The following is a 21,970-nucleotide window of genomic DNA, read 5'->3' on the forward strand; positions in this document are numbered from 1 at the left end:
CCCCATTCGGCCCCGGAAGGAGTCCCGTGGTGATCTTCGGAGGATTCAGCGCCACGCGTATCACCCCACGTCCACACGGTTCCCGGCTTCTGGCCGACGGCTCCCGCAGCTGGCAGCTCGGCGATGGGCTGGCCACGATGGTCACCGCACAGGCCGGAGCGCGGCGAGTTCTGGTGCTGGGCCTGTGCGGAGCCAGCGAATTCGAGCTGTCCTGCCTGGCTGACACCACGCTGCCTCCCGACGTGGCCTGGCGGTGGCCCGGCGCCTACGCGGTCGTGGAGGAAACGGCCGACTCCGTGGTGGTGCACACCGATCCGGCCGCCGCCCGCCCCGTCTATGCGACGCGGTACGCGGGCGGCTGGGCCTGGTCCACATCAGCCCGCATGCTGGCCTCGCTCACCGGCGCCGCGGTCGACACCCAGCGGCTGGCGTGCGCGCTCTTCCTGCCGTCCGTCCCGGCCCTGGCCGGGACGAGGTCGTTCTTCGCTGGCATCGAGCTACTGAACCCCGGCCATCGGATCGAGCTGCCCGCCGATGGTGGATCGGCCCGCCACCGGCCGGTATGGCGCCCGGAGCCGTTGTCTGGCCGTCAGCCGGGCCTGCAACTTCATGACGCGCTCGCAGCGGCCGTTGCCCTGCGAACCACGGCAGACTCGGACCTGTCCAGCGACCTCTCCGGTGGCCTGGACTCCAGCAGTGTCGCCGTCCTGGCCGCCGAGTCCCTCCCGGCCGGACAGCGGCTGAACGCGGTCACCGTCCACCCCGACGGCAACCAAGCCGGTGCCGACCTCCGTTATGCGCGGCTCGTGGCCGCTCGCAGTGGCCGGATCGACCACCGCCTGCTGCCCCTGACCGGCGACCACCTGCCCTATACCGCCATCACCGAGATCCCGGTTACGGACGAGCCGCTGCCCTCGACCCTCACCCGGGCCCGCCTGACTGCCCAGTTCGTCTGGATGCGCGACGAGTTCGGCACCCGGACCCACCTGACGGGGGACGGCGGTGACAGCGTGCTCTTCCAGCCCCCGATCCACTTGGCCGACCTGATTCGCCATCGTCGGTTTGGCCGAGCGGTGAGCGAAGCGACCGGTTGGGCCCGGCTTCGGCACACCGGCGTGCCGCCCCTGCTCCGCGACGCCACTCGCGCGGCCCGGACCAGCCGAACCCAAGCTCTGCACCGTCTAGCCGAGACCGTCGGGACCCCGGACCGCGATGACCACGGCACGGTGACCTGGTTCCCACTCGTGCCTTTCCCCGCTTGGGCGGAGCCACCCGCTTGCTACCTACTGGTCCAGGCCGGACGCGAAGCCGTCACGGCGAAGGACCCGCTGACCGGCCTTGACGCCTCGGTACGGGTACTGGTGGACGAGATCCGGGAGATCGCCCGCACCGCGACCGCCGACGCCGCCCTCGCCGCAGTCCACGGAATCGACCTGCAGAACCCGTTCCTCGACTCTGCCGTGGTCGACACCGTGCTCCGGACTCCGCTGGACCAGCGCCCCGCGCTCCACCGCTACAAGCCGCACCTCGCCAGCGCGATGGTCCGCCTGCTGCCTACGGAACTCGCGGCTCGCACCACCAAGGGCAGTTTCGATGCCGACCACTACGCCGGGATGCGCGCCAACCTCCCGGACCTGACGAACCTGGCCGACGGCTACCTTGCCGATCTCGGCCTCCTACACCCGGCCCGATTCCGCCGCCATCTGCGCCAGGCCGCAGCCGGGTTGCCGATGCCGCTCGCCACGATCGAGCAGGCCTTGGCAGCCGAGGCATGGCTGGCCACCCACCACCGCGCCCCGACCCAGGACTGGACCTACGACCAAGCCAGGAGCAACTCCCATGACTGATCTGCCCGCCTTCGTCACGGCGCCTGCTCACATCAGGGTCGTCGACTTCGGCCATGTCCTGGTCCTCGTCGACTACCGCAGCGGCCGTGTCCAAGGACTCCTCCCGGCCGCAGCCGAACACTGGCGGCAGATCGCCCGCACCGGCCGCACCACAGATTTGCCATCGGCGTTGGCCGAGCAGTTCCTGGGCGCCGGGCTTCTGTCTCCTGCGGCTGTCCCGGCACCATGGCGGTCGCCGGCGCTGATGGCAGCCCCCGACGCAAGCTGGGGGAGCACCGAGCACCCGGCAGGCGTCGACCGCCCCGCTCGCGCCCCGGTGGGCGTCACCCTGACCGCAGCCAGTGCCCTCACCGCGATCCTCGCCGTCAAGTGCGTCGGCAGCCCCGCGACCGCGATGCACCGCCTCATCCGGACGATCCACCTGGCCGCGTCAACCTGCCACCACCAGGCCTCCCCGTACCAAGCGGCCGCCGCCGTCCGCGCCGTCCGTGGCGCGGCCTGGCACTCCCCGGCCCGAACCGCCTGTCTGGAGGAGTCCGCCGCTGCCGTGCTGCTGCTGGCTGCTCGCCGCCTCGGCATTACCTGGTGCCACGGAGTCGCCGCCGACCCGGTTCGCCTCCACGCCTGGGTGCAGACTGAGGACGGCAGCCCCGTTGCCGAGCCGCCGTCCACCCTCGCCTACACGCCCGTCCTCACCCTCGGAGCCCGCCATCGCCACCAGCTCTGACCCGATCATCTGGGTCCGCGACAACACCTGCGGTCTCGGCCCTTATCGTGCAGATCTGGTCGAGACGTACTGGCGCTGGGAACAGGACCCGGCCCTCCTCGTCGGTTACGGCCGCCAGCAACCCGAATCCTTGGAGGCCCGCACCGAAGGCATCGCCGCCCAACTGCGTGGCGACAACATTCGCTTCACCGTTTACGACCTTGCCGGTGGGGCGCCTGTCCCGGTCGGCGTCGTCACGCTGCTGCCCGATCCGTCCGTGCGCACCGCCGAGTACGTGATCATGCTTGCCCCCGAGTCCCGCGGAAAGGGCCTGGGCACCGCCGCGACTCGGCTCGTCCTCGACTACGGCTTCCACATCACTAACCTGCGGATGATCTGGCTCAAGGTCCTCGCCCCCAACGTGGCAGCCGTCCGCGCCTACGAGAAGGCCGGGTTCCGTGCTGTAGGCAGCCTCCGTCAAGCCGGGTACTGGCTCGGCCGGGTCTGCGACGAGTTGATCATGGACGCCATCGCTGACGAGTTCCCCGGCCCCTCGGCGATCACGTCTCTTCTGCCGTAGGCCACGAGGACGATTCGCGCAGTGACATGGCGTGGAGGTCACTCGCCATGTCCGTTCCGGCAGAGGACTCCGTGCACCCCCGCGTCACCCGGATGCTGGCCGCCTTCGGTGCCTCGCTGCACGAGCTGGCCGACGGCAGCGGCCCGGACCGGACCTGGACGGCGTACGCCCACAACACCTGGAGGACCCCCGCGTGACCGTTGAACTCCGCCACCACACCACTTTGCCTCCTGAGGCCCGGCAGGATTTGCTGGACGTGTACGCCGATGTGCGGGCCCCACTGCTGCACCTGCCGAACTACCGCGTCGACGTGTTCGCCGAACGCCTCGATCGGCATGCCACCGAGCCCGGCTTCGGGCTCGTCCTCGGCTACGACGGCGAGGTACCGGTCGGCTACGCCTACGGCAACACGATCGAGGCGGGCGACCGGTACTGGAAGCGCATGACCGAGCCCCTTCCGGACGGCTACGCGGAGACCCCTGCTCTGGCCGTCAAGGAAATCGGCGTCCGGATCCCATGGCGGGGCACGGGTGCCGCCCGCCGAATCCACGATGACCTGCTGCGCCGCCGCGTTGAGGGCCGTGTCACCCTCTTGGTCAACCCGCTCGCCGGAGACGGCAAGGTCCAGCGGCTCTACGAGTCCTGGGGCTATAGGGCGTTCAATGCGCAACAGCCCTCTCCGGACTCGCCCCGGCTGACCGCGATGATCCGCCCGATCCGCTGAGCCTGGGACGCCGGCACTTGGTAGTACACACCGATGTTGCCGTGCTCGCCGTGGGTGAGCGTCCACAGCGTCAGGGGCGGGTCATTTCGTCAACCGGCCGCTGGGCAAACCTCTCGTTCGGGGAAACGTTTGCGCGGCAGTGGTAGGTCTGCCAATAGGCGGCCAAGGTGGGGTACGTGTCCTACGAGTGCTTCGTGTGTGAGTACCTGGCCGGCGAGGCAACCAAAAGTGACGCCGTCGAGAACGTCGGCGTGATGTGGGTTTCTCGAAACTCGGTGACCCGCTTTATCGACGCCGATACGATTTCCCACCCGTCCTGGCCGTCCCGGAGGAGCAGACGTGACACAGCAGGCTGCGGAGGAACGCCCGGGTATTGCCGCCGCGATCGTGGTCCACGAAGGCCGCGTCCTGATGGTGAGGCGCCGGGTGAGCGAGGGCCAGCTCTCCTGGCAGTTCCCGGCCGGTGAGATCGAGGTCGGGGAGTCGCCCGAGCAGGCGGCTGTCCGGGAGACGGCGGAGGAGACCGGGCTCCGCGTAGCCGCTGTCAAGCTCCTGGGAGAGCGGGTTCATCCGAAGACTGGTCGGCTGATGTCGTATACGGCCTGCGAGGCCGTCAGCGGTACGGCTGAAGTGGTCGATACGGAGGAGCTGGACCAGCTCGCTTGGGTGGCTCTCGCCGAGATCCCTGAACACGTGCCGTACAGGCTCTTCGAGCCGGTGCAGGCGTACCTGGACATTGCGCTCACTGCCTGACCACCGGCTCCATGGGTGGTCACCCATGGAGCCGGTGGTCACTTGGTGCATCAGCGCCGTGTGCTGCCCGGCGGGCAAGGTATCGGCGAGATCATGAAGGTTCCTCGAAGGGTCGGGTGCGATGGGCGTCACGCTGGGTGTGGTGGTGCTGACGATGGGAAACCGGCCTGCGGAGCTGGCGGCGCTGCTGGAGTCGGTACGGGCCCAGGACGGCGGTGACAGCGGGGTTCGGACCGTCGTGCTCGGGCAGGGCGTGAAGCTGCCCGAGCTGCCGGAGTGGGTGGACGCGGTGGAGCTGCCGCAGAACCTCGGCATCCCTGGGGGCCGCAACGCCGGCGTCGAGCGGCTGCGCGAATTGGGCGGTATGGACGTGCTGGTCGTCCTGGACGACGACGGGCTGCTGCCCCGCACCGACACGTTCCGGCTGATCCGGGATGCCTTCGAGCGGGACTCGAAGCTCGGCATCGTCAGCTTCCGGATCGCGGATGAGACCGGGTTCACCCAGCGTCGCCACGTGCCGCGCTTCGGCGCGAGCGATCCGATGCAGTCCGGTCCGGTCACGACGTTCCTGGGTGGCGGGCACGCCATCCGTATGAGCGTGATCGACCAGGTCGGCCTGTTCCCCGCCCCGTTCTTCTACGCGCACGAGGAGACCGACTTCGCCTGGCGTGCTTTGGACGCGGGCTGGAGGATCGACTACCGCGCCGACTTGGTGCTGCAGCACCCGCGTACCGACCCGGCCCGTCACGCCGCCTACTACCGGATGACGGCCCGCAACCGGGTGTGGCTGGCCAAGCGTCACCTGCCCGCTCCTCTGGTACCGGTCTACCTCACCTCCTGGGCGCTGTACACGCTGGTTCGCCGGCCGCCGATGTCCGGGCTGAAGGCCTGGTGGTCCGGGTTCTTCGAGGGTGTTCGGGTGCCGTGCCCGCCGCGGCGGCCGATGCGGTGGAGCACGGTGTGGCGGATGACGCGGCTGGGCCGGCCGCCGGTGATCTGACAGCCGGCCTCAGCACACCGGGGGTCAGGACCAGATGACGTGCAGCGCGTCGATGACGCGCTGCACGTCCGCCTACGCGCGCATCCTTGCCCTCGACCTGGTCGCCCAGCGCCGCGCGGGCCGGGGGCGGGCACCCGCCGGGAGGCGGGTGGGGGGTGGATGGTGGGGAACGGTGGTAGCCCTGCTCAGCGGAGCAGATGGCGCGCGGGGGTTCACCCCGAGGAGGGCGTTCCCGGCCGTCACACCGCTGTGACGGGGGGCGGCGCAGGCTGGGCGCAGGTTCTTCGAGGAGGTGCGGACGATGAGCACTCGACGGATCCTGCGAACCGGGGTGACCACGGCGATGGCCGCGGTCATGGCCCTCGGCGGCGCCGCGCTGGGGGCGTCCTCGGCGCACGCCCAGGACTTCGGCCCGGACACCTGCCGCCAGGGCTTCGTCTGGCGCGACGCCAGGCCGGGGGACCACGTCTGCGTGACCCCGGACATCCGCTCCCAGGCGGCGTTCGACAACAGCCAGGTGCCCTTCCGGACCCTGCCGGACGGCTTCTGCGTCCAGGGCTTCGTCTGGCGCGAGGCCTGGGTCGGCGACACCGTCTGCGTGCCGCCGCAGACGCGGTCGCAGACGCGGTTCGACAACGGCCAGGCCGACGACCGGCGGCTGGCGGTGCGGATCTGGGCCGACGACACCAACGGCCAACTGGAGTTCGGCGGTGACCACTTCAACGTCAACGGCGGGGTGCGGGTGCAGATCGTCCTGAACTCCACCGGCACCGTGCAGTGGTCGCAGACTGTGACGGCGGTCCGGAACGCCGGGTTCGCGGGCGGCAGCTTCGGCCTGTTCACCGGCCATCCGTTCAACTGCGGGACGAAGAACGCCACCGCGCGGGCGATCGACCTGACCTCGGGGCGGGTCACGGCCTCGATCCCGGTCGGGTACTGCGTCAACTTCGACTGAGGTCGACAGCCCACGGCGTGCGGCGCAGCATGGATGAGGAGGTCCATCCGTACGCGAAGAGATGGTGGTTCGATGGCCTGCGGCGATCGGGGCCCGCCGGTTCGGGGCGCGGGCGTGCGGCTCGGCCTGCTGGGCGGCTTCGCGCTGTCGGCCGGTGGGGCGCCGGTGGCCGTCTCCGCGGGGGCGGAGCGATTAATCGCCTTCGTCGCCCTGTGCTGCAACGGGAACGTGCCGCGAGGGCTGGTCGCCGGGACGCTGTGGCCGGACGCCACGGAGCGCTGCGCGCTCGCGAGCCTGCGCTCGGCGCTGTCCCGCCTGCCGGCGGCGGGCCGGTCGGCGCTGGAGATCGGCCCGACCGAGCTGAGGCTGGCCGACGGCGTCGGCGTGGACCTGCGCGACGCCCGGGCGCTGGCCCGCCGGATCCTCGCCCCCGGTTCGGCGCCGGGCCGGGACGGCCTCGGGCTGGCGGCCGTCGAGGACCTCTCGGCCGACCTGCTGCCGGGTTGGTACGAGGACTGGACGCTGCTGGAGGCGGACGGCTGGCGGCGCCTGCGGGTGCACGCCCTGGAGGCCCTGGCCTGCGCCTTCGTCGGGACCGGCCGCTTCCCGGAGGCGGTGGCCGCGGCCGGCGCGGCCGTCCGGGCGGACCCGCTGCGCGAGAGCAGCCAGGCGTGCCTGATCCGCGCCCACCTCGCCGAGGGCAACCCCGGCGACGCCCTGCAGGACGTCGAACGCTACGAACGCCGCCTGCGCACCGAACTCGGCCTCCCCGCCCCGTCCCGCCTGTGGCGCCTGGTCGCCGAGTCGGGATAGCCGGGGGCGAGGGAACGACGAATGCCGCCGTCCGGGGCTTCCGGGCGGCGGCATTCGGCTTCGTGCGCTGCCGGTCAGGCCGTCTGCTTGGGCTTGCGGGCCACCGCCACGGCGAGGGCCGTGCAGAGGAGGGCGGCCACGGTGGCGAAGCCGCTCACGGCGGGGAGGAGGCCGTAGGCCTGGACGAGGGCGCCGACGATGACGATCGGGAGCGAGCTGCCCAGGTAGACGATGATCCACAGGGAGGACAGTTCGGAGCCGCGGCGTTCCGGGTCCATCGCGGCGACGGCGCTGGTGAACAGTGAGCGGAACGCCACGCCCTGGCAGGCGCCGCCGAGGACGCTGCCGATGAAGAGCAGGGCGGGGGTGCCGCTGTACCCGGCCGCGACGACCAGGCCGAGGCCGGTGGCCAGGCCGGTCATGCCGAGGGCGATGACCAGGCGGTCGGAGGTCGGCGGGACGAGCAGCTGGGCGGCCGCGGAGGAGCCCAGCAGCAGGGCCGCGACGACGGCGCCGACCAGGTGGGAGGGGGTGTGCAGCAGCTTGGCCGCGAAGGACGGCGCCAGGCTGAGGTAGACGCCGAACACCGCGTACGAGATGAAGCCGGCGGTCGCGGCGAACAGGAACTCGCGGCGGCCGGCGATCGGCAGGGCGGGCTTGCGCGGGCGCAGGTGGGCCGGGGTGGTGATGCGCGGCGGCGAGGCCGGCGGGCGGTTGCGGCCGGGCATCCGGGGGTGCACGACGGCCAGGGGTATGCAGAGGGCACCGAGCGCGATGGCGTGCAGGAGGAACGGCGTCAGCAGCGGGTCCGAGCCGTCGGCCAGCAGGGCGCCGACCACCGGGCCGAGCGCGACACCGCCCGCCGAGCAGGCCAGGGTGAGCTTGGCGGCGAGCGTCGGGTGGTCCGGCAGCAGATCGCCGAGGGCGGCCCCGGCGGCGCCGGTGGACAGGCCGACGGCGATGCCCTGGACGGCCCGGCCGAGGGCGAGCTGCCAGAAGCTCCCTGCGGTGGCGAAGACCACGTCGCCCGCGGCGGCGAGCGCGACGGCCGGCAGGATCAGGGCGCGGCGGCCGAGCAGGTCGGACCAGTGGCCGACCACGGCGAGGACCGGGACCAGCGCGAAGATGTAGATCGTGAAGAGGATCGTGGTGTCGAGCGTCGTCAGGCCGAGGCGCTGCTGGATCATCGGGTAGATCGGCGTCGCCAGGTTGGCACCGATGAGCATGAACAGCAGGCCGGCCGCGACCAGGCCGACGCGGACTCCGCGCAGCGCGTTCCAGCGGCTGATCGCGGAGAGCTGGAGCTGGGCGCGCGGCGCGAGCTCCAGGGGAAGCAGGGCCTCCGACAGTCGGCGTCCGTCGAACTGCGCGGTGCGCAGGCCGGGGCCGGCGGGGGAGAGGTCCGCCATCTCAGGGGTCTCCTGTGGCTTGGCCCCACCGGGGCGGCTGGGTGTGCCGGCGCGCCCGTCCTGAGGCGCTGTGGTGGTGGCCGCGGTGCGGGCTCCCTGATGGAGCGGATGGGTGTGGCAGGTCCCGTCCCGCCCGTTGACGGGCGAGGAGGGTGAGGGCTTCGTTGCCCGGTGGCCCGCGCGGGGTTGTGCGCGGCGCCAATAGCGAAGGATAAGGGGTGGGCGCACGGTCGCGGCGCGCGCCCCTCGGGGCCGGGCATCGGGGGTGCCCGGCCTATACGCTGAGGTAGAGGATCGGTACGCGGAGCTGATGCGCGGCCGCTGGCTGAGGGAGAACGCGAGGCGATGGCCGGACGACGTCGGAAGAACGCAGGGGCCTCGGCGGGAGAGGGCACGGCCGAGGCGGTTCTGCCCGCCGACCTGGAGCTCCAGGACCTCTACGGGGCGTTCGCCGCTCACGGACTGGACGACGAGGACCTGGACGACGCAGCCGTCCTGGTCCCGCCGGTGAAGCTGCCCGCCGAGCGGGAGCTGGCCGAACAGGCGAAGGCCGTCCCCATGTTCGGGTACGCGCTGGCGCTGGCCCGCTGGGCCGCCCCGCACCGCGGCGTGGACGAGTTCGGGGACCTGGTCGTCGAGGACCGCGCCCCGGCGGCGCGGCTGCTCGGCCTGGCCCCGGCCGCGGGCGAGGTGCCGGAGGAGGCCGAGATCGAGGCCATGCGGGCCTGGTCGCTGGCCTGCGACCTGGACCTGGTGGAGATCGGGACGACCGCCGACGGCGAGCACGTCGCCGTGCCGGGCCCGGACCTGGAGCCGGCGGAGGAGGGCGACCCGGACACCGTCCTGGAACTGTGGCTGACGGCCGCCGGGATCGTCCGCGAGCTGGCCGTGGAGGCCGACTCGATGCCCGAGGAGGACGGGGAGCACGCCGAGGCGGGCGAGGACGGCGACGAGGAGGACGAGGACGCGCTCTCCGAGGTCGAGGAGGCCCGCGACGCCGCGGCCGAGCTGCTCGACGAGGCGCTCCAGGTGCTGTACGAGACCACCGCCTTCGCCGAGCCGGGCAACGAGACCGTGCCGCTGGGCGTGCTCGCCGCGCTGCTGGTGGTGCCGGAGGGCGAGGAGCCGAGCGAGGAGCTGCTCGGCGACATCACCGACGTGATGGTCGCGCTGGACCCGATGCTGGGCGACCTCGCCGAGCTGGGCCTGCTGGACTACCGCCCGATCGACCCCGAGCTGTTCGACGAGGAGGAGGCCACCGGCGAGGAGGGCGCCCCCGTCGTCGGCGAGGCCCCGCTGGACGAGGAGGAGTCGGCGCGGTTCGGCCTGGTCCGGCTGACCCCGCTCGGCCAGTACGGCATCCGGCAGTGGCTGCTGGAGGACGGCTACGACGCGCCGCTGGTCGGCGACCTCGCCCAGGGCGACGCGGCCGAGCTGCTGCGCGGCGTGTGCGAGTCCCCCAACGTCCTGCCGGAGGAGGAGCTGCGGGTCTGGCTCGACGGCCGGGAGCCGGTGGCGGCGGCGCGCGAGCTGCTGGCGGCGGCGCGCGGCGCGGACGCGTACGGGCCGATGCGCCGGATGCTCGGCGTCTCGGCGCTGAACGTGCTCGGGGCGCCCGCCGAGCCGGCCGTCCGGGAGGTGCTGGACGACCCGGAGCTGGGTGGTGCCGCGCGGGCCTGGCTGACCGCGCTCGGCGCGTCGGACGTGCCGGCGCCGGACCGGACGATGGCGCTGTGGACGGTGGTCGACACCTTCGCCGCCCAGCTGCTCGACAGCGGCGGCGACGCCGAACCGCTGCGCGAACTGATCGCCGACCTGCCCGTCACCGGCGATCCGGGGAGCTACTTCGGCGAGCTGTGGCGGGTCGACCACGCGTACACGGCGGACGTCCTGGAGGCGATCGGCGAGCTGCACACCGACCGCGCGGTGGCCAAGGAGGCGCGCAAGGCGGCCTTCAAGGCGCGCTCGAAGAGCTAGCGCCTCAGGGCAGGTCGAGTCAGCGCAGGTCGAGTCAGGGCAGGTCGAGCGAGCCGTCCTCCGTGAAGGGGAAGAACGGGTTGTGCGCCAGCTCCCACAGGTGGCCGTCCGGGTCCTCGAAGTAGCCGGAGTAGCCGCCCCAGCCGGTCGTGGCCGGCGGCTTCACCACGGTGGCGCCGGCGGCGATGGCCGTCTCCAGGGCGGCGTCCACCAGCGCGGGGGACTCCAGGTTCACCGCGAGGGTGACGCCGCGGAAGGACGGCTCGCCGCCGCCGGGCACGCCCGCGTCGGCGGCCAGCTCGTCGCCCGGGAACAGCCCGAGCACCGAGTCGGCGGTGCGGAACCAGACGATCTCCGGGCTGGAGGCGGAGGAGCGCCGCCAGCCGAGGGCCTCGTAGAAGGCGGCGCTGCGGCCGAGGTCCGTGACGCCGAGGGTGACGATGCTGATCCGGGCGGGGAACGTGCTCTGTGCTGTCATGCGGCCAGGTTAGGGAGGGCGGCTGACAACCGCGCGTCCTGACACGGCCGCCGTCCGACGGTCCCTGCGGGGCGCGGGAGCTGATGACCCGGCAGGTCCCCGGCACGTAAGGTGGCGGGGGCGGTGCGGGCGCGAGGACTCGGGGGTGCGGCACAGGTGATGCGGGAGAGCGGCGGCAGGCCCCAGGAGCGGCGCGGGACACCGGACGCCGGATGGCACGCCCCGGACGCGCGCGAGCGGGCGGACCGGCTCGCCCGGGTGGAGGAGTTCACCCGCCGGACCCTGGCCGCCGCGGACTTCCCCGTGTACGGCGTCGCGGCCGGGCTCGACCGGGCGGGCGACGCGCTCGGCGCGTTCGAGACCAACGGCGGCCGGCTGGACTGGGTCGAGGTGCAGTCGGGCGACTGGAGCTCGACGGCGGGGCCGTACGTCACCGTCCGCACCTACCGGCCGGGCGCCGAGCGCTGCCTCGTCCTGCCCGAGCTGGAGGACGTCGTCGAGGACGAGCGGGACCGGGTCTACGACCACCTCGGGATCGACGAGGGCGACGGGCCCGGGCGGGTCCGGGCGCTGCGCGAGTGGATCACGGTGGACGGCGAGCCGTGCGCGGTCGAGGTGCACGAGGACCGGCCGGTGCTCTGGCCGGGGACGCCGGAGGACGGCGGGCCCGGGCCGGTGTGGGCCGGGCGGCTGCGGATCGACGGGCTCACCGTCACGGTGTGCGGGCGCGGAGTGGTGCCCGGCGGGCTGGAACTCGGCCGGATCGGCGACGTCGAGCGGTACCTGCGCGGGCGCGGCGAGCTGCTGCGCGACCTGTCGTCCCGGCACTCCGAGCGGGTGCCGGTCGAGGAGCGCGAACTGCCGCCGGTGCACGGGCTGGAGGCGCACCGGGCGCTGATCGGGCAGACCATCGCCGAGTCCGCGGCGATCGAGGCGCAGGTGCGGGCCGGGCGGCCGCCGCGGCTGCCGCGCGGGCTGCGCGGGGAGGCGTGCGCGGTGCGCTGGGAGGCGGCGGTGCGCCAGCAGATGCGGCTCGCCTCGGAGACCCGGGAGGAGGCGCTGGCGGCCGTGACGTCGATGGTCAACCACCTGGAGCGGCTGGCCGGCCAGACGCACTGGGTGATCGGGACGCCGGAGGGCGCGGCGGCCGTCGAGGAGGTCGTCCGGTACACGGTGTTCGCGAGCGAGGTGGCGAGCCTGCCGGCGCAGCGGGCGTGGGCGCAGCTGTGGCGGGACCGCTCGGGCGGCGGGCCCGAGGGCTGGGAGGCGCAGGAGCTGGCCGAGCAGTTGTGGCTGTCGGCCTGGGAGCAGTGGCGGACGCGCGCCACCTAGAGTCCGGTGGCCCTATTCGTCGGCGGGCAGCCGCAGTTGCAGCATCGCCAGCAGGCGCTGCTGCGGCTGGGCGAGGTCGATGCCGGTCAACTGCTCGGCGCGGCGCACCCGGTAGCGCAGGGTGTTGGGGTGGATGTGCAGGGCGTCGGCGGCCACCCGGACCTCGCCGAGCGCGTCCAGCCAGGCCAGCACGGACTCGGCGAGCCGGGTGCCGTGCCGCCGGTCGTAGGCGGTGAGCGCGGTCAGCCTCGGGTCGCGCAGGCCGCCGCGCTCCTGGAGCAGCGCGAGCATCTCGCTCACCAGCACCTCGGCCTGGACGTCGATCAGCGCGGCCACGTCGAGGTCCACCCCGCCGCGGCCCATCGCGTCGAGGATCCGGTCCGCCTGGGCCCGGGAGTCCGGCACCTGCGCGAGGCCGTCCACGGTCGAGCCGATCGCGGCCCGCAGCGGCACGCCGAGGTGTTCCCTGGCCGCCTCGACCACCTCGGAGGCCCAGTCCCGGACGGTCGTCATCGGCAGGCCCGGCGGGAGTTCGGGCAGCAGCACGTACACCCGGGACTCGATCGGGGCGAGCAGCGCGCCGCGGTGCCGGGCGGCGGTGTGCACCGAGATCAGGCCGGTGATGTCGGCGCGGTGCAGCGCCTCGGTGGTGCGGGCGCCGTACGCGAGGACGGTGGCCGGGCGGCGCAGGTCCAGGCCCAGGTGGGTGGCGAGCGACTGCGGGCCGGTGGAGCCCTCCAGCAGGCCGGTGAGCAGCGTCTGTGTGAGCCGCACGTCGGCGGACAGCTCCCGGCGGCGGCGCACCAGCTGGGCGGCGGCGACCCGGGCGGCACCGACCAGGGCCTGCTCGGCCAGCGGGGCCAGCGGCTGCGCGCCCTCCTGCACCCAGATGGTGCCGAGCGGCTGCGCCCCGGCCCGGATGCCGACCGCGAGGCGGCGGCGCAGGCCGAGTTCGGGGTGCGGCTCGACCGCGATCGGGGCGTCCGAGGTGCGCAGGTGCTGGAAGATGCCCCACTCGCGGAGCTTGGAGAGGTACGGCTCGGGGCCCTGCCAGCCGAGGATGGAGAGCCGGCGGAGGTCGTCGACCTCGTCGGAGTCGGAGGAGCGGGAGTAGGCGAGCACCCGGCTGGACGTGTCCTCGATCGAGACGATGCCGCTGGTGAGCACGGCGACGGTCTGGGCGAGGGAGAAGAGGTCGCCCGCGTTGTGCTCGGGGGCGCCGGCGGTGTCGGGGGCGTCCGGACCGGCGATGATCGCGCGGGCCAGCGAGTCCAGGTGCTCCCAGCGGGTCTCGCGGCGCACCGAGAGCAGGGCGACGCCGGCGTCGGTGGCGGCCTCGCGCAGGGCGTCCGCCTGGCCGGGGGCGTCGAGCTTGACGGCGACGGCCGCCGCGCCGGCCCGGCCGGCGGCGCGCAGGGCGGGGAGGGCGGCGCGGCCGCGGGCGCCGATCGCGAGGACGAGTTCGCCGGGGGCCGCGGTCGGCGGGTCCTCGGGGTCGAGGATCGCGACGTCGCGGACGGGCACGTCCAGGCCCTGCGGGGCGGCCTGGAGCTCGACCAGGGGCTCGCCGAGGGACATCAGGAGCTGGCGGAGCGGGAGGCCGGGGGTTGCCACTTCAGGCCTCCTTCATCCACTCGGACAAGGCCGTGTGGTTGATTTTAGCCGGGCGGACAGAGTTGAGGTTCGTCAATCCTGAATAGTTGACTCTGACTATCTGAGAATGGATAGTCAGTACTGACCAAGAGATGAGGAAGATCTCATGGCGAAGCGACGCAAGGTGTCGAACCCGCTGGCCCTCGCGGTCCTGGCCGAGCTCACGGCCGAGCCGATGCACCCGTACGAGATGGGGCGCCGGCTCAAGGAGCACGGCAAGGACCGCAACATCAAGTACAACCGCAGCTCGCTGTACATGGTCGTGGAGCAGCTGCGGAAGGCGGGGTTCGTCGCCGAACAGGAGACCGTCCGCGACACCCAGCGGCCGGAACGCACCGTCTACGCCCTCACGCCCGAGGGGAAGGCGGAGCTCGACAGCTGGATGCGCGAGTGGATCGCCGAACCGCAGGAGGAGTACCCGTCCTTCGGGGTGGCCCTGTGCCTGCTCGTGGTGGTGCCGCCCTCCGAGGCGGCCGAACTGCTCGGCCGGCGGCTGGCGACCCTGGACGCCCGGATCGACGCCGAGCGCGCCCAACTGCGCAAGGCGGCGGAGATGGGCGTCCACCCGATGTTCGTGGTCGAGGACGACTACGCGCTCGCGCTGCTGGAAGCCGAGCGGCGCTTCACCGAGAACCTCATCGCACAGCTCGGGGAGCCGGACTTCAACCGGACCCTGCAGGAATTCATGAGGAGCCTGGAATGAGCACCAACGGTACGACCCGCAAGGCCCTGATCATCGGCGGCGGCATCGCCGGGCCCGTGATGGCGCTGGCGCTGCGCAGGGCCGGCATCGAGCCGCTCGTGTTCGAGGCCTACGAGAGCTCCGCCGAGGGCATCGGCGGGACGTTCATGATCGCCCCCAACGGGCTCGGCGCCCTCGCGGCCGTCGGGCTGGAGGCGGAGGCCGGCCGGCTCGGCCAGCCGGTCGGCCCGATGGTCATCGAGGACGGCAGGGGCGGCACGCTCGCCGAGTTCGCCGGCCTGCCCGACCTGCCGCGCGGGCGGCTGATGCGCCGCGCCGAACTGTACGAGGTGCTGCAGCGGCGGCTCGGCGAGGCCGGCATCGACGTCCGGTACGGCAAACGGCTCGTCGGCGTCGAGGAGGGCGCCGACGGCATCACCGCCCGCTTCGCCGACGGCACCACCGCCACCGGCGACCTGCTGATCGGCGCCGACGGCACCCGCTCCACCGTCCGCACCCTGATCGACCCGGCCGCGCCCGGCGCCCGGTACACCGGGCTGCTCGGCATCGGCGGCTACAGCCCGTACCGCCTGCCCGGCCGGGCCGGACGCGGCGAGACCGTGCACTTCGCCAACGGCGCCCGCGCCTTCTTCGGCTACTGGGGACTGCCCGAGGGCGCCGGGACGGCGTGGTTCAGCAACGTCCCGCAGCCCGAGCAGCTGACCTACGAACAGGTCCGCGCCGTGAGCAACGACGAGTGGCTGCGCCGGCTGCGCGACCTGCACTCCGGCGACGTGCCCGCCCGGGACGTCCTCGCGGTGGCCGACGCCGACACCATGGAGGTCTTCCCGCGGCTGGAGATCATGCCGTCCGTCCCGCACTGGCACCGCGGCCGGATGGTCCTGGTCGGCGACTCGGTGCACGCGCCGTCCAACAGCTCCGGCCAGGGCGTCTCGCTCGCCGTCGAGAGCGCCGTCGAACTCGCCCGCTGCCTGCGGGACCTGCCCGACCACACCGCCGCGTTCGCCGCCTACGAGGCGATGCGCCGGCCGCGGGTCGAGAAGATCGCCGCCGACGCGGTCCGCACCAACAGCCAGAAGTCCTCCGGGCCGGTCTCGCGGGTGATGTTCCGGCTGCTCGCGCCGATCGCCATGCGGACGTTCATGAGCCCGGAGAAGATGCTCCGCCCGGTGCACGGCTACCGGATCGACTGGGAGCGGCGGGTGGCTGTCGGGGCGTGACGCTTTCGTTCGCTCGGACAACTCCGTCCGGGCGACTTTAGCCGCCCGGCCAATTGCATGGCCGGGCGGCTGAAATAGCGTTATCCAACGCTGGCCGGTCCGTGCCGGCGGTCGCAGCGACTGCTCCTCGAAAGGAGAGCGTGCGCCTCGTGACTCCGCCCGTGGCATACGCCGGGGCTTCTCGCTTGGCCACGCGGCCTTGCGACGGACAAGCCCTGTCCGATCCCGCAAGCGGAACGTGACAGAGCGTATCAGCATGGTGACATGCGGTATCGCTGAATCCGATAATCACAGGAGAACTCATGGACGCTGTGACCCAGGTCCCCGCGCCGGTGAACGAGCCGGTCCACAGCTACGCCCCCGGCAGCCCCGAACGGGCCCGCCTGGAGGCCAAGCTGAAGGAGCTGGGCGGCCAGGAGCCGGTCCAGCTGACCATGACGATCAACGGTGAGCGCCGCATGGGCGGCGGCGCCGAGATCCACGTCGTCCAGCCGCACAACCACGCGGCTCGGCTCGGCACCCTGCGCAACGCCACCCAGGCCGACGCGCAGGACGCCATCGACGCTGCCCTGGCCGCCGCCCCGGCCTGGCAGGCGCTCTCCTTCGACTCCCGCGCCGCGATCTTCCTCCGCGCCGCCGACCTGCTGGCCGGCCCCTGGCGCGAGACCCTGGCCGCCGCCACCATGCTCGGCCAGTCCAAGACCGCGCAGCAGGCCGAGATCGACACCCCCTGCGAGCTGGTCGACTTCCTGCGCTTCAACGTGCACTTCGCCCGCCAGATCATGGCCGAGCAGCCGGTCTCCTCGGACGGCGTGTGGAACCGCAGCGACCACCGCCCGCTGGAGGGCTTCGTCTACGCGATCACCCCGTTCAACTTCACCGCGATCGCCGGCAACCTGCCGACCGCGCCCGCGCTGATGGGCAACGTGGTGCTCTGGAAGCCGTCCCCGACCCAGCAGTTCTCCGCGCACCTGCTCATGCAGCTGCTGGAGGCGGCCGGCCTGCCCAAGGGCGTCATCAACATGGTGACCGGCGACGGCCTCGACGTCTCCGCCGTCGCGCTCAAGCACCCGGCGCTCGCCGGCATCCACTTCACCGGCTCCACCGCCACCTTCCAGCACCTGTGGCGCGAGGTCGGCAACAACATCTCGCAGTACCGCACCTACCCGCGGATCGTCGGCGAGACCGGCGGCAAGGACTTCCTCGTCGCCCACCCGTCCGCCGACCCGGCCGTGCTGAAGACCGCGATGACCCGCGGCGCCTTCGAGTTCCAGGGCCAGAAGTGCTCGGCGCTCTCCCGCGCCTACGTCCCCGCCTCGCTGTGGGCCGGCCTGAAGGACGAGTTCGCCGCCGAGGTCGACGGCCTGACCATGGGCGACGTCAGCGACCTGGGCAACTTCATGTCCGCCGTCATCGACGAGCGCGCCTTCGCCAAGAACAAGGCCGCCATCGACCGCGCCCAGGCCGACCCGCGGGTCGAGGTCCTCGCCGGCGGCACCTACGACGACTCGGTCGGCTACTTCGTCCGCCCGACCGTGCTCGTGTGCCAGGACCCGGCCTCGGAGTACTTCCGCGACGAGTACTTCGGCCCCGTCCTCGCCGTCCACGTCTACGAGGACGAGAAGTACGACGAGATGCTGGCGCAGATGGAGTCCGTCTCGGCCTACGGCCTGACCGGCTCGATCATCTCCCAGGACCGCGCGGCCGTCGAGCACGCGATGGAGAAGCTGCGCTTCGCGGCCGGCAACTTCTACATCAACGACAAGCCGACCGGCGCCGTCGTCGGCCAGCAGCCCTTCGGCGGCGGCCGGGCCTCCGGCACCAACGACAAGGCCGGCGCCAAGCAGAACCTCGCGCGGTGGACCTCGACCCGCTCGGTCAAGGAGACCTTCGTCCCGCCGACGGACTACCGCTACCCGCACATGGGCTGACCGGCCCCCTCGACCCTCCGGCTCCACGTGGACATCGCGTAGCCATCGGTCACCCGCGACGCCCGGTCCCGCAACCGGGCGCCGCCCCGCCGGGGCGGCGGGGCCACCCCCGTACCCGCCGCCCCGGCCACTTTCTGCCACCCTTAGAAGCACCAGTTCCAGGAGTCACGATGCTCCGTTCCGCCCTCCTCGCGGCCTCCCGGTCGCCGCAGGTCCGGACCGTGGTCGAGAAGTTCCCGCCGACCCACGCGATAGTCGAGCGCTTCGTCGCCGGCGAGGTCCTCGACGACGCCGTCACCGCCTGCGACGACCTCGTCGCCACCGGCCGCAAGGTCACCCTGGACCACCTCGGCGAGGACACCCAGGACGCCGCCCAGGCCGCCGGCACCGCCGAGGCGTACGAGCACCTGCTCAAGGCGCTCAAGGAGACCGGCCTCGCGGCCGGCGCCGAGGTGTCCGTCAAGCTGTCGGCCGTCGGCCAGTTCCTGCCGGTGGACGGCGAGAAGATCGCGCTGGAGAACGCCCGCCGCATCTGCGAGGCCGCCGCCGACGCGGGCACCACGGTGACCCTCGACATGGAGGACCACACCACCACCGACTCCACCCTCGCCATCGCGCGCGAGCTGCGGGCCGACTACCCGTGGCTGGGCGTCGTGCTCCAGGCCTACCTGCGCCGCACCGAGGCCGACTGCCGCGAGTTCTCCGGCGCCGGCTCCCGCGTGCGCCTGTGCAAGGGCGCCTACAAGGAGCCCGAGTCGGTCGCCTTCCAGGGCAAGCACGAGGTCGACCTCGCGTACGTCCGGGCCCTCAAGGTCCTGATGGCGGGCGAGGGTTACCCGATGATCGCCTCGCACGACCCGAACATGATCAAGATCGCCGGGCAGCTGGCCCAGTGGAACGGCCGCAACCGCGACTCGTTCGAGTACCAGATGCTCTACGGCATCCGCCCGGAGGAGCAGCTGCGCCTCGCCGGCGAGGGCAACACCATGCGGGTGTACCTCCCGTACGGCCAGGAGTGGTACGGCTACTTCATGCGCCGCCTCGCCGAGCGCCCGGCCAACCTGACCTTCTTCCTCCGCGCCATGGCCACCCGCAGCTGACGCTGCGGCCCCGGTGCCGAACGGCTCGCACCCCCTTTGTGGGAGGGGGTGCGAGCCGTTTCGCGTTCCGCGTGTTCCCGGCGGTTTCGGGCGTTCACGGGGGTGGGTCCCGGCCTAGGATCGGGGGTGGTGAACTGGGGCCGTAGTGGGAGGAGTTGGGGATGCTGAAGGAGTTCGAAGGGCTGTCGACGCCGTTGGTGGCGGATGCCTGTGTGCGGCTCGGGGTGGGGGTGCGGGCGGCGCCGGTGGGGGTTGCGGGGGTCGGGGCGGGGGTCCGGGTCGCCGGGCGGGTGCTGCCGGTGCGGCACTACGGGAGCGTGGACGTGTTCCTGGAGGCGTACGGGGCCGCGCGGGACGGGGACGTCCTCGTGATCGACAACGGCGGGCGGACGGACGAGGCCTGCATCGGGGACCTCGCCGTGCTGGAGGCGATGGCGGCCGGGGTCGCCGGGATCGTCGTGTGGGGGCTGCACCGGGACACGCCCGAGCTGGTGGAGATCGGGCTGCCGGTGTTCAGCTACGGCGCCCTGTCGCTCGGGCCCCTGCGGCTGGCCGAGCGGGAGCCGGAGGCGCTGGTCACGGCGCGGTTCGGGCCGCACCTGGTGGACGCCGGGGACGTGGTCCTCGCCGACGCGGACGGCGTGCTGTTCGTCCCGGGCGACCGGATCGACGAGGTGCTCGCGACGGCCGCGGACATCGCCCGCACCGAGCGCGCCCAGGCCGGGCGGATCCGCTCCGGCGACACGCTCCGCCGGCAGACCGCCTTCGACGAGTACCTGGAGCGGCGCGCCGCCGACCCGGCGTACAGCTTCCGGCAGCACCTGCGCCGGGTGGGCGGGGCCATCGAGGAGTAGCCGCCCTCAGAGCGGGCGGTGCATCACGTGGAGGCCGACGTATCCCTCGGTGGGGTGGCGGAAGGCCTCGGGGACGGTGCCGACGACGCTGAAGCCCAGCGATTCGTAGAGCTTCACCGCGTGGTGGTTGTTCGCCACCACCGCGTTGAACTGCATGGCGCGGTAGCCCTGTCGGCGGGCCCAGTCGAGGGTGTGCTCGACCAGGGCCCGCCCGATGCCCCGCCCGTGGTGGGCCGGGTCCACCATGTAGCTGGCGCTGGCCACGTGCGAGCCGTTGCCCGGGCGGTTGCGGCACATGTTGGCGGTGCCGACGACCGTGCCCGCGTCGTCCACCGCGACCACCGTGCGGTTCGGTGCGGGCAGCAGCCACCACTCGCGCCCGAGCTCGGAGGAGAGGTCCGGCGGGTACGGGAACGTCTCGCCCGCGGCGACGATCGCGTGGAAGAACGGCCAGATGGCCGGCCAGTCCTCGGCGGTGGCTTCTCTGATCTGCATGCGGACAGGATGGCCCCGGGCCGGCGGACCGGCCACCGGTTTTCCGGTGGGCGAGCGGGGCTCAGAGGAGCGCGGCGGACGGCTCGATCATCGCGCGGGCGGTCTTGGCGTCCACGTACTCGCCGAGCGCCGTCATCTCCCACTCGCCGGTGCTCTGGCGGACCAGCTTGCACATCACCACTCCGGTGCGCGGCTCCGAGTGGGTCAGGTCGAAGCGGACCAGCTCCTGTCCGCTGCCGGCGTCCAGCAGGCGGCAGTAGGCGTTCTGCACCTCGGTGAAGCGCTGCCCGGAGAAGGAGTTGACGACGAAGACCAGGCCGGTGACCTCGGCGGGCAGGCCCTCCAGGTGGACGGTGATCGACTCGTCGTCGCCGGTGCCCTCGCCGGTGAGGTTGTCGCCGGAGTGGGCGATCGCGCCGTTGAAGACGGTGAGCTTCATGAACCAGGCCGTCTCCAGCTTGCGGCGCCTGGCGTCGAAGGCGATGCAGGAGGCGTCGAGGTCGATGCTGCGGTCGCGGCCGGCGGGCTCCCAGCCGAGGGCCATCCGGACCGAGGAGAGGAACGGGCGGCCGTTCTTGACCAGGGACACCGAGCTGCCCTTGACCAGGTTGACCCGGCCCTTGTCGAGGGTGACCTTCGGGCGGGTGGCCGCGGCCGGTGCCGACGGTGCGGCGGGCGGCGGGGTGGTCGGCATCGGGGGCGCGGCGGTGCGGGCGATGCGCGGGTCGAGGGGCGGTGCGGTCGGTGCGGGCGGCGGGGCGGACGGCATCGGGGGCGCGACGGAGACCGGAGGGGCCGCCGGGGCCACCGGGGTCTCGTCGACGGTGACGCCGAAGTCGGTGGCGATGCCCGCGAGTCCGTTGGCGTACCCCTGGCCGACCGCCCGCACCTTCCACGCGCCGTTGCGCAGGTAGACCTCCACCACGATGAGCGCGGTCTCCCGGCCGAGCGGCGGCGGGGTGAAGGAGACCAGCACCTGGCCGGTGTCGGCGTCGCGGACGGTCGCGGTCGGCTCCATCCCGGCGAACGTGCTCTCCTGGTCGGCCGGACTGGCCGTCACGACCACCTTGGTGATCCCGGACGGGACGGCCCGGGTGTCCACCGTGATCGCGTCCGGCGCGCCCGCGCCGGCCGGGCGGTGGCTGACGCCGGGGCCGTGCGGCGCGTTGAAGAACACGAAGTCGGCGTCCGAACGCACCTTCCCGGCGTCGGTCAGCAGCAGGCCGGAGACGTCCAGCGCCTTGGGTGCGGTGACCTCGACGGTCACGCGCGCGGCGGACAGCGGTGCGTTTCCGCCGGGGGTCAGGACGGTGGACACGGACTCCTCCTCGGGTACGGGTCGGCGGCCGCACGGGGCCCGGTCGGGCCGCCGGGCCGGGTGCTGCCCACAGTAACGAACGTGGCCGCGGAGATGAGCCCGGGTCGCCGGAGGGACCGGCG

General features: G+C 72.9%; 21 protein-coding genes and 1 pseudogene. 17 read left to right on the forward strand and 5 right to left on the reverse strand.

Features of this window, described 5'->3' with window-relative positions; translation table 11 throughout:
• Positions 1–26: 26 nt before the first annotated feature.
• From ACFVSN_RS25375 to ACFVSN_RS25420, 10 genes and pseudogenes are all read left to right on the forward strand, one after another.
• Complete coding sequence (locus ACFVSN_RS25375) at positions 27–1,847, forward strand: albusnodin/ikarugamycin family macrolactam cyclase (RefSeq protein ID WP_387956631.1); 1,821 nt, start codon at positions 27–29, stop codon at positions 1,845–1,847.
• Positions 1,840–2,574: a lasso peptide biosynthesis B2 protein gene (locus ACFVSN_RS25380; RefSeq protein ID WP_387956632.1), complete on the forward strand. Its 735-nt coding sequence runs from the start codon at positions 1,840–1,842 to the stop codon at positions 2,572–2,574. The genes ACFVSN_RS25375 and ACFVSN_RS25380 overlap by 8 nt, the downstream gene beginning before the upstream one ends.
• Before the next feature lie 7 nt (positions 2,575–2,581).
• Positions 2,582–3,133: a GNAT family N-acetyltransferase gene (locus tag ACFVSN_RS25385; RefSeq protein ID WP_387956691.1), complete on the forward strand. Its 552-nt coding sequence runs from the start codon at positions 2,582–2,584 to the stop codon at positions 3,131–3,133.
• Between the two features lie 47 nt (positions 3,134–3,180).
• Positions 3,181–3,330, forward strand: coding sequence for a hypothetical protein (locus ACFVSN_RS25390; protein WP_387956633.1), 150 nt, complete (start codon positions 3,181–3,183; stop codon positions 3,328–3,330).
• A complete protein-coding gene (locus ACFVSN_RS25395) occupies positions 3,327–3,857 on the forward strand; it encodes a GNAT family N-acetyltransferase (RefSeq protein ID WP_387956635.1) in 531 nt (176 codons plus the stop codon). Before ACFVSN_RS25390 ends, ACFVSN_RS25395 begins: the two co-directional genes overlap by 4 nt.
• 185 nt (positions 3,858–4,042) lie before the next feature.
• Positions 4,043–4,200: pseudogene (locus ACFVSN_RS25400) on the forward strand (NUDIX hydrolase); the annotation flags it as partial.
• Positions 4,197–4,610: an NUDIX hydrolase gene (locus tag ACFVSN_RS25405; RefSeq protein ID WP_387956636.1), complete on the forward strand. Its 414-nt coding sequence runs from the start codon at positions 4,197–4,199 to the stop codon at positions 4,608–4,610. The pseudogene ACFVSN_RS25400 and the gene ACFVSN_RS25405, both read left to right, overlap by 4 nt.
• A 121-nt stretch (positions 4,611–4,731) precedes the next feature.
• The gene (locus tag ACFVSN_RS25410; protein WP_387956637.1) at positions 4,732–5,610 is read left to right on the forward strand and encodes a glycosyltransferase family 2 protein; all 879 of its coding nucleotides are present in this window, start codon (positions 4,732–4,734) and stop codon (positions 5,608–5,610) included.
• A 301-nt stretch (positions 5,611–5,911) separates the two neighbouring features.
• The gene (locus ACFVSN_RS25415; RefSeq protein ID WP_387956638.1) at positions 5,912–6,565 is read left to right on the forward strand and encodes a hypothetical protein; all 654 of its coding nucleotides are present in this window, start codon (positions 5,912–5,914) and stop codon (positions 6,563–6,565) included.
• A 72-nt stretch (positions 6,566–6,637) separates the two neighbouring features.
• Positions 6,638–7,378 (forward strand): BTAD domain-containing putative transcriptional regulator, encoded by a 741-nt coding sequence (locus ACFVSN_RS25420; RefSeq protein WP_387599292.1) that lies wholly within the window; start codon positions 6,638–6,640, stop codon positions 7,376–7,378.
• Between the two features lie 74 nt (positions 7,379–7,452).
• Here the strand turns inward: ACFVSN_RS25420 and ACFVSN_RS25425 are convergent, their stop codons facing one another.
• The gene (locus ACFVSN_RS25425) at positions 7,453–8,787 is read right to left on the reverse strand and encodes an MFS transporter (RefSeq protein WP_387956639.1); all 1,335 of its coding nucleotides are present in this window, start codon (positions 8,785–8,787) and stop codon (positions 7,453–7,455) included.
• A gap of 345 nt (positions 8,788–9,132) precedes the next feature.
• Between ACFVSN_RS25425 and ACFVSN_RS25430 the strand changes: the two genes are divergently transcribed.
• Entirely contained in the window at positions 9,133–10,764 is a 1,632-nt protein-coding gene (locus ACFVSN_RS25430; protein ID WP_387956641.1) for a hypothetical protein, read from the forward strand.
• 34 nt (positions 10,765–10,798) lie between these two features.
• Here the strand turns inward: ACFVSN_RS25430 and ACFVSN_RS25435 are convergent, their stop codons facing one another.
• Positions 10,799–11,242, reverse strand: a complete 444-nt coding sequence (locus ACFVSN_RS25435; protein WP_380447211.1) for a VOC family protein — start codon at positions 11,240–11,242, stop codon at positions 10,799–10,801.
• A gap of 156 nt (positions 11,243–11,398) precedes the next feature.
• Between ACFVSN_RS25435 and ACFVSN_RS25440 the strand changes: the two genes are divergently transcribed.
• Positions 11,399–12,574, forward strand: coding sequence for a hypothetical protein (locus ACFVSN_RS25440; protein WP_387956643.1), 1,176 nt, complete (start codon positions 11,399–11,401; stop codon positions 12,572–12,574).
• Positions 12,575–12,586: 12 nt separating this feature from the next.
• Here the strand turns inward: ACFVSN_RS25440 and ACFVSN_RS25445 are convergent, their stop codons facing one another.
• Positions 12,587–14,188, reverse strand: a complete 1,602-nt coding sequence (locus tag ACFVSN_RS25445; RefSeq protein ID WP_387956644.1) for a PucR family transcriptional regulator — start codon at positions 14,186–14,188, stop codon at positions 12,587–12,589.
• 145 nt (positions 14,189–14,333) lie between these two features.
• On the opposite strand from ACFVSN_RS25445, the gene ACFVSN_RS25450 reads away from it, so the two are divergent.
• From ACFVSN_RS25450 to ACFVSN_RS25470, 5 genes are all read left to right on the forward strand, one after another.
• Positions 14,334–14,930 carry a PadR family transcriptional regulator gene (locus tag ACFVSN_RS25450; protein ID WP_380499286.1) on the forward strand — a complete coding sequence of 199 codons (597 nt, stop codon included), beginning with the start codon at positions 14,334–14,336 and terminating at the stop codon, positions 14,928–14,930.
• On the forward strand, positions 14,927–16,150 hold the full coding sequence (locus ACFVSN_RS25455) for an FAD-dependent oxidoreductase (RefSeq protein ID WP_387956645.1): 1,224 nt from the start codon (positions 14,927–14,929) through the stop codon (positions 16,148–16,150). The genes ACFVSN_RS25450 and ACFVSN_RS25455 overlap by 4 nt, the downstream gene beginning before the upstream one ends.
• Before the next feature lie 302 nt (positions 16,151–16,452).
• Entirely contained in the window at positions 16,453–18,081 is a 1,629-nt protein-coding gene (pruA, locus tag ACFVSN_RS25460) for an L-glutamate gamma-semialdehyde dehydrogenase (protein ID WP_380447201.1), read from the forward strand.
• A gap of 170 nt (positions 18,082–18,251) precedes the next feature.
• The gene (locus ACFVSN_RS25465) at positions 18,252–19,181 is read left to right on the forward strand and encodes a proline dehydrogenase family protein (RefSeq protein WP_380447199.1); all 930 of its coding nucleotides are present in this window, start codon (positions 18,252–18,254) and stop codon (positions 19,179–19,181) included.
• A gap of 161 nt (positions 19,182–19,342) precedes the next feature.
• Positions 19,343–20,035, forward strand: coding sequence for an RraA family protein (locus ACFVSN_RS25470; protein WP_387956647.1), 693 nt, complete (start codon positions 19,343–19,345; stop codon positions 20,033–20,035).
• A 6-nt stretch (positions 20,036–20,041) separates the two neighbouring features.
• Here the strand turns inward: ACFVSN_RS25470 and ACFVSN_RS25475 are convergent, their stop codons facing one another.
• Both ACFVSN_RS25475 and ACFVSN_RS25480 read right to left on the reverse strand, forming a co-directional pair.
• On the reverse strand, positions 20,042–20,530 hold the full coding sequence (locus ACFVSN_RS25475) for a GNAT family N-acetyltransferase (protein WP_380447195.1): 489 nt from the start codon (positions 20,528–20,530) through the stop codon (positions 20,042–20,044).
• A gap of 61 nt (positions 20,531–20,591) precedes the next feature.
• Entirely contained in the window at positions 20,592–21,848 is a 1,257-nt protein-coding gene (locus tag ACFVSN_RS25480; RefSeq protein WP_387956648.1) for a TerD family protein, read from the reverse strand.
• Positions 21,849–21,970 lie beyond the last annotated feature (122 nt).

It is taken from the genome of Kitasatospora sp. NPDC057904, assembly GCF_042887925.1.
Classification (GTDB): Bacteria; Actinomycetota; Actinomycetes; order Streptomycetales; family Streptomycetaceae; genus Kitasatospora.

Excerpts from the sequence above, each read along its gene's own strand:
- ACFVSN_RS25430 (WP_387956641.1), top strand. The coding sequence starts at position 9,133 with ATGGCCGGACGACGTCGGAAGAACGCAGGGGCCTCGGCGGGAGAGGGC.
- ACFVSN_RS25435 (WP_380447211.1), bottom strand. The coding sequence starts at position 11,242 with ATGACAGCACAGAGCACGTTCCCCGCCCGGATCAGCATCGTCACCCTC.
- ACFVSN_RS25420 (WP_387599292.1), top strand. The coding sequence starts at position 6,638 with ATGGCCTGCGGCGATCGGGGCCCGCCGGTTCGGGGCGCGGGCGTGCGG.
- ACFVSN_RS25465 (WP_380447199.1), top strand. The coding sequence starts at position 18,252 with ATGCTCCGTTCCGCCCTCCTCGCGGCCTCCCGGTCGCCGCAGGTCCGG.
- ACFVSN_RS25390 (WP_387956633.1), top strand. The coding sequence starts at position 3,181 with ATGTCCGTTCCGGCAGAGGACTCCGTGCACCCCCGCGTCACCCGGATG.
- ACFVSN_RS25455 (WP_387956645.1), top strand. The coding sequence starts at position 14,927 with ATGAGCACCAACGGTACGACCCGCAAGGCCCTGATCATCGGCGGCGGC.
- pruA (WP_380447201.1), top strand. The coding sequence starts at position 16,453 with ATGGACGCTGTGACCCAGGTCCCCGCGCCGGTGAACGAGCCGGTCCAC.
- ACFVSN_RS25410 (WP_387956637.1), top strand. The coding sequence starts at position 4,732 with ATGGGCGTCACGCTGGGTGTGGTGGTGCTGACGATGGGAAACCGGCCT.
- ACFVSN_RS25450 (WP_380499286.1), top strand. The coding sequence starts at position 14,334 with ATGGCGAAGCGACGCAAGGTGTCGAACCCGCTGGCCCTCGCGGTCCTG.
- ACFVSN_RS25415 (WP_387956638.1), top strand. The coding sequence starts at position 5,912 with ATGAGCACTCGACGGATCCTGCGAACCGGGGTGACCACGGCGATGGCC.
- ACFVSN_RS25470 (WP_387956647.1), top strand. The coding sequence starts at position 19,343 with ATGCTGAAGGAGTTCGAAGGGCTGTCGACGCCGTTGGTGGCGGATGCC.
- ACFVSN_RS25475 (WP_380447195.1), bottom strand. The coding sequence starts at position 20,530 with ATGCAGATCAGAGAAGCCACCGCCGAGGACTGGCCGGCCATCTGGCCG.
- ACFVSN_RS25380 (WP_387956632.1), top strand. The coding sequence starts at position 1,840 with ATGACTGATCTGCCCGCCTTCGTCACGGCGCCTGCTCACATCAGGGTC.
- ACFVSN_RS25425 (WP_387956639.1), bottom strand. The coding sequence starts at position 8,787 with ATGGCGGACCTCTCCCCCGCCGGCCCCGGCCTGCGCACCGCGCAGTTC.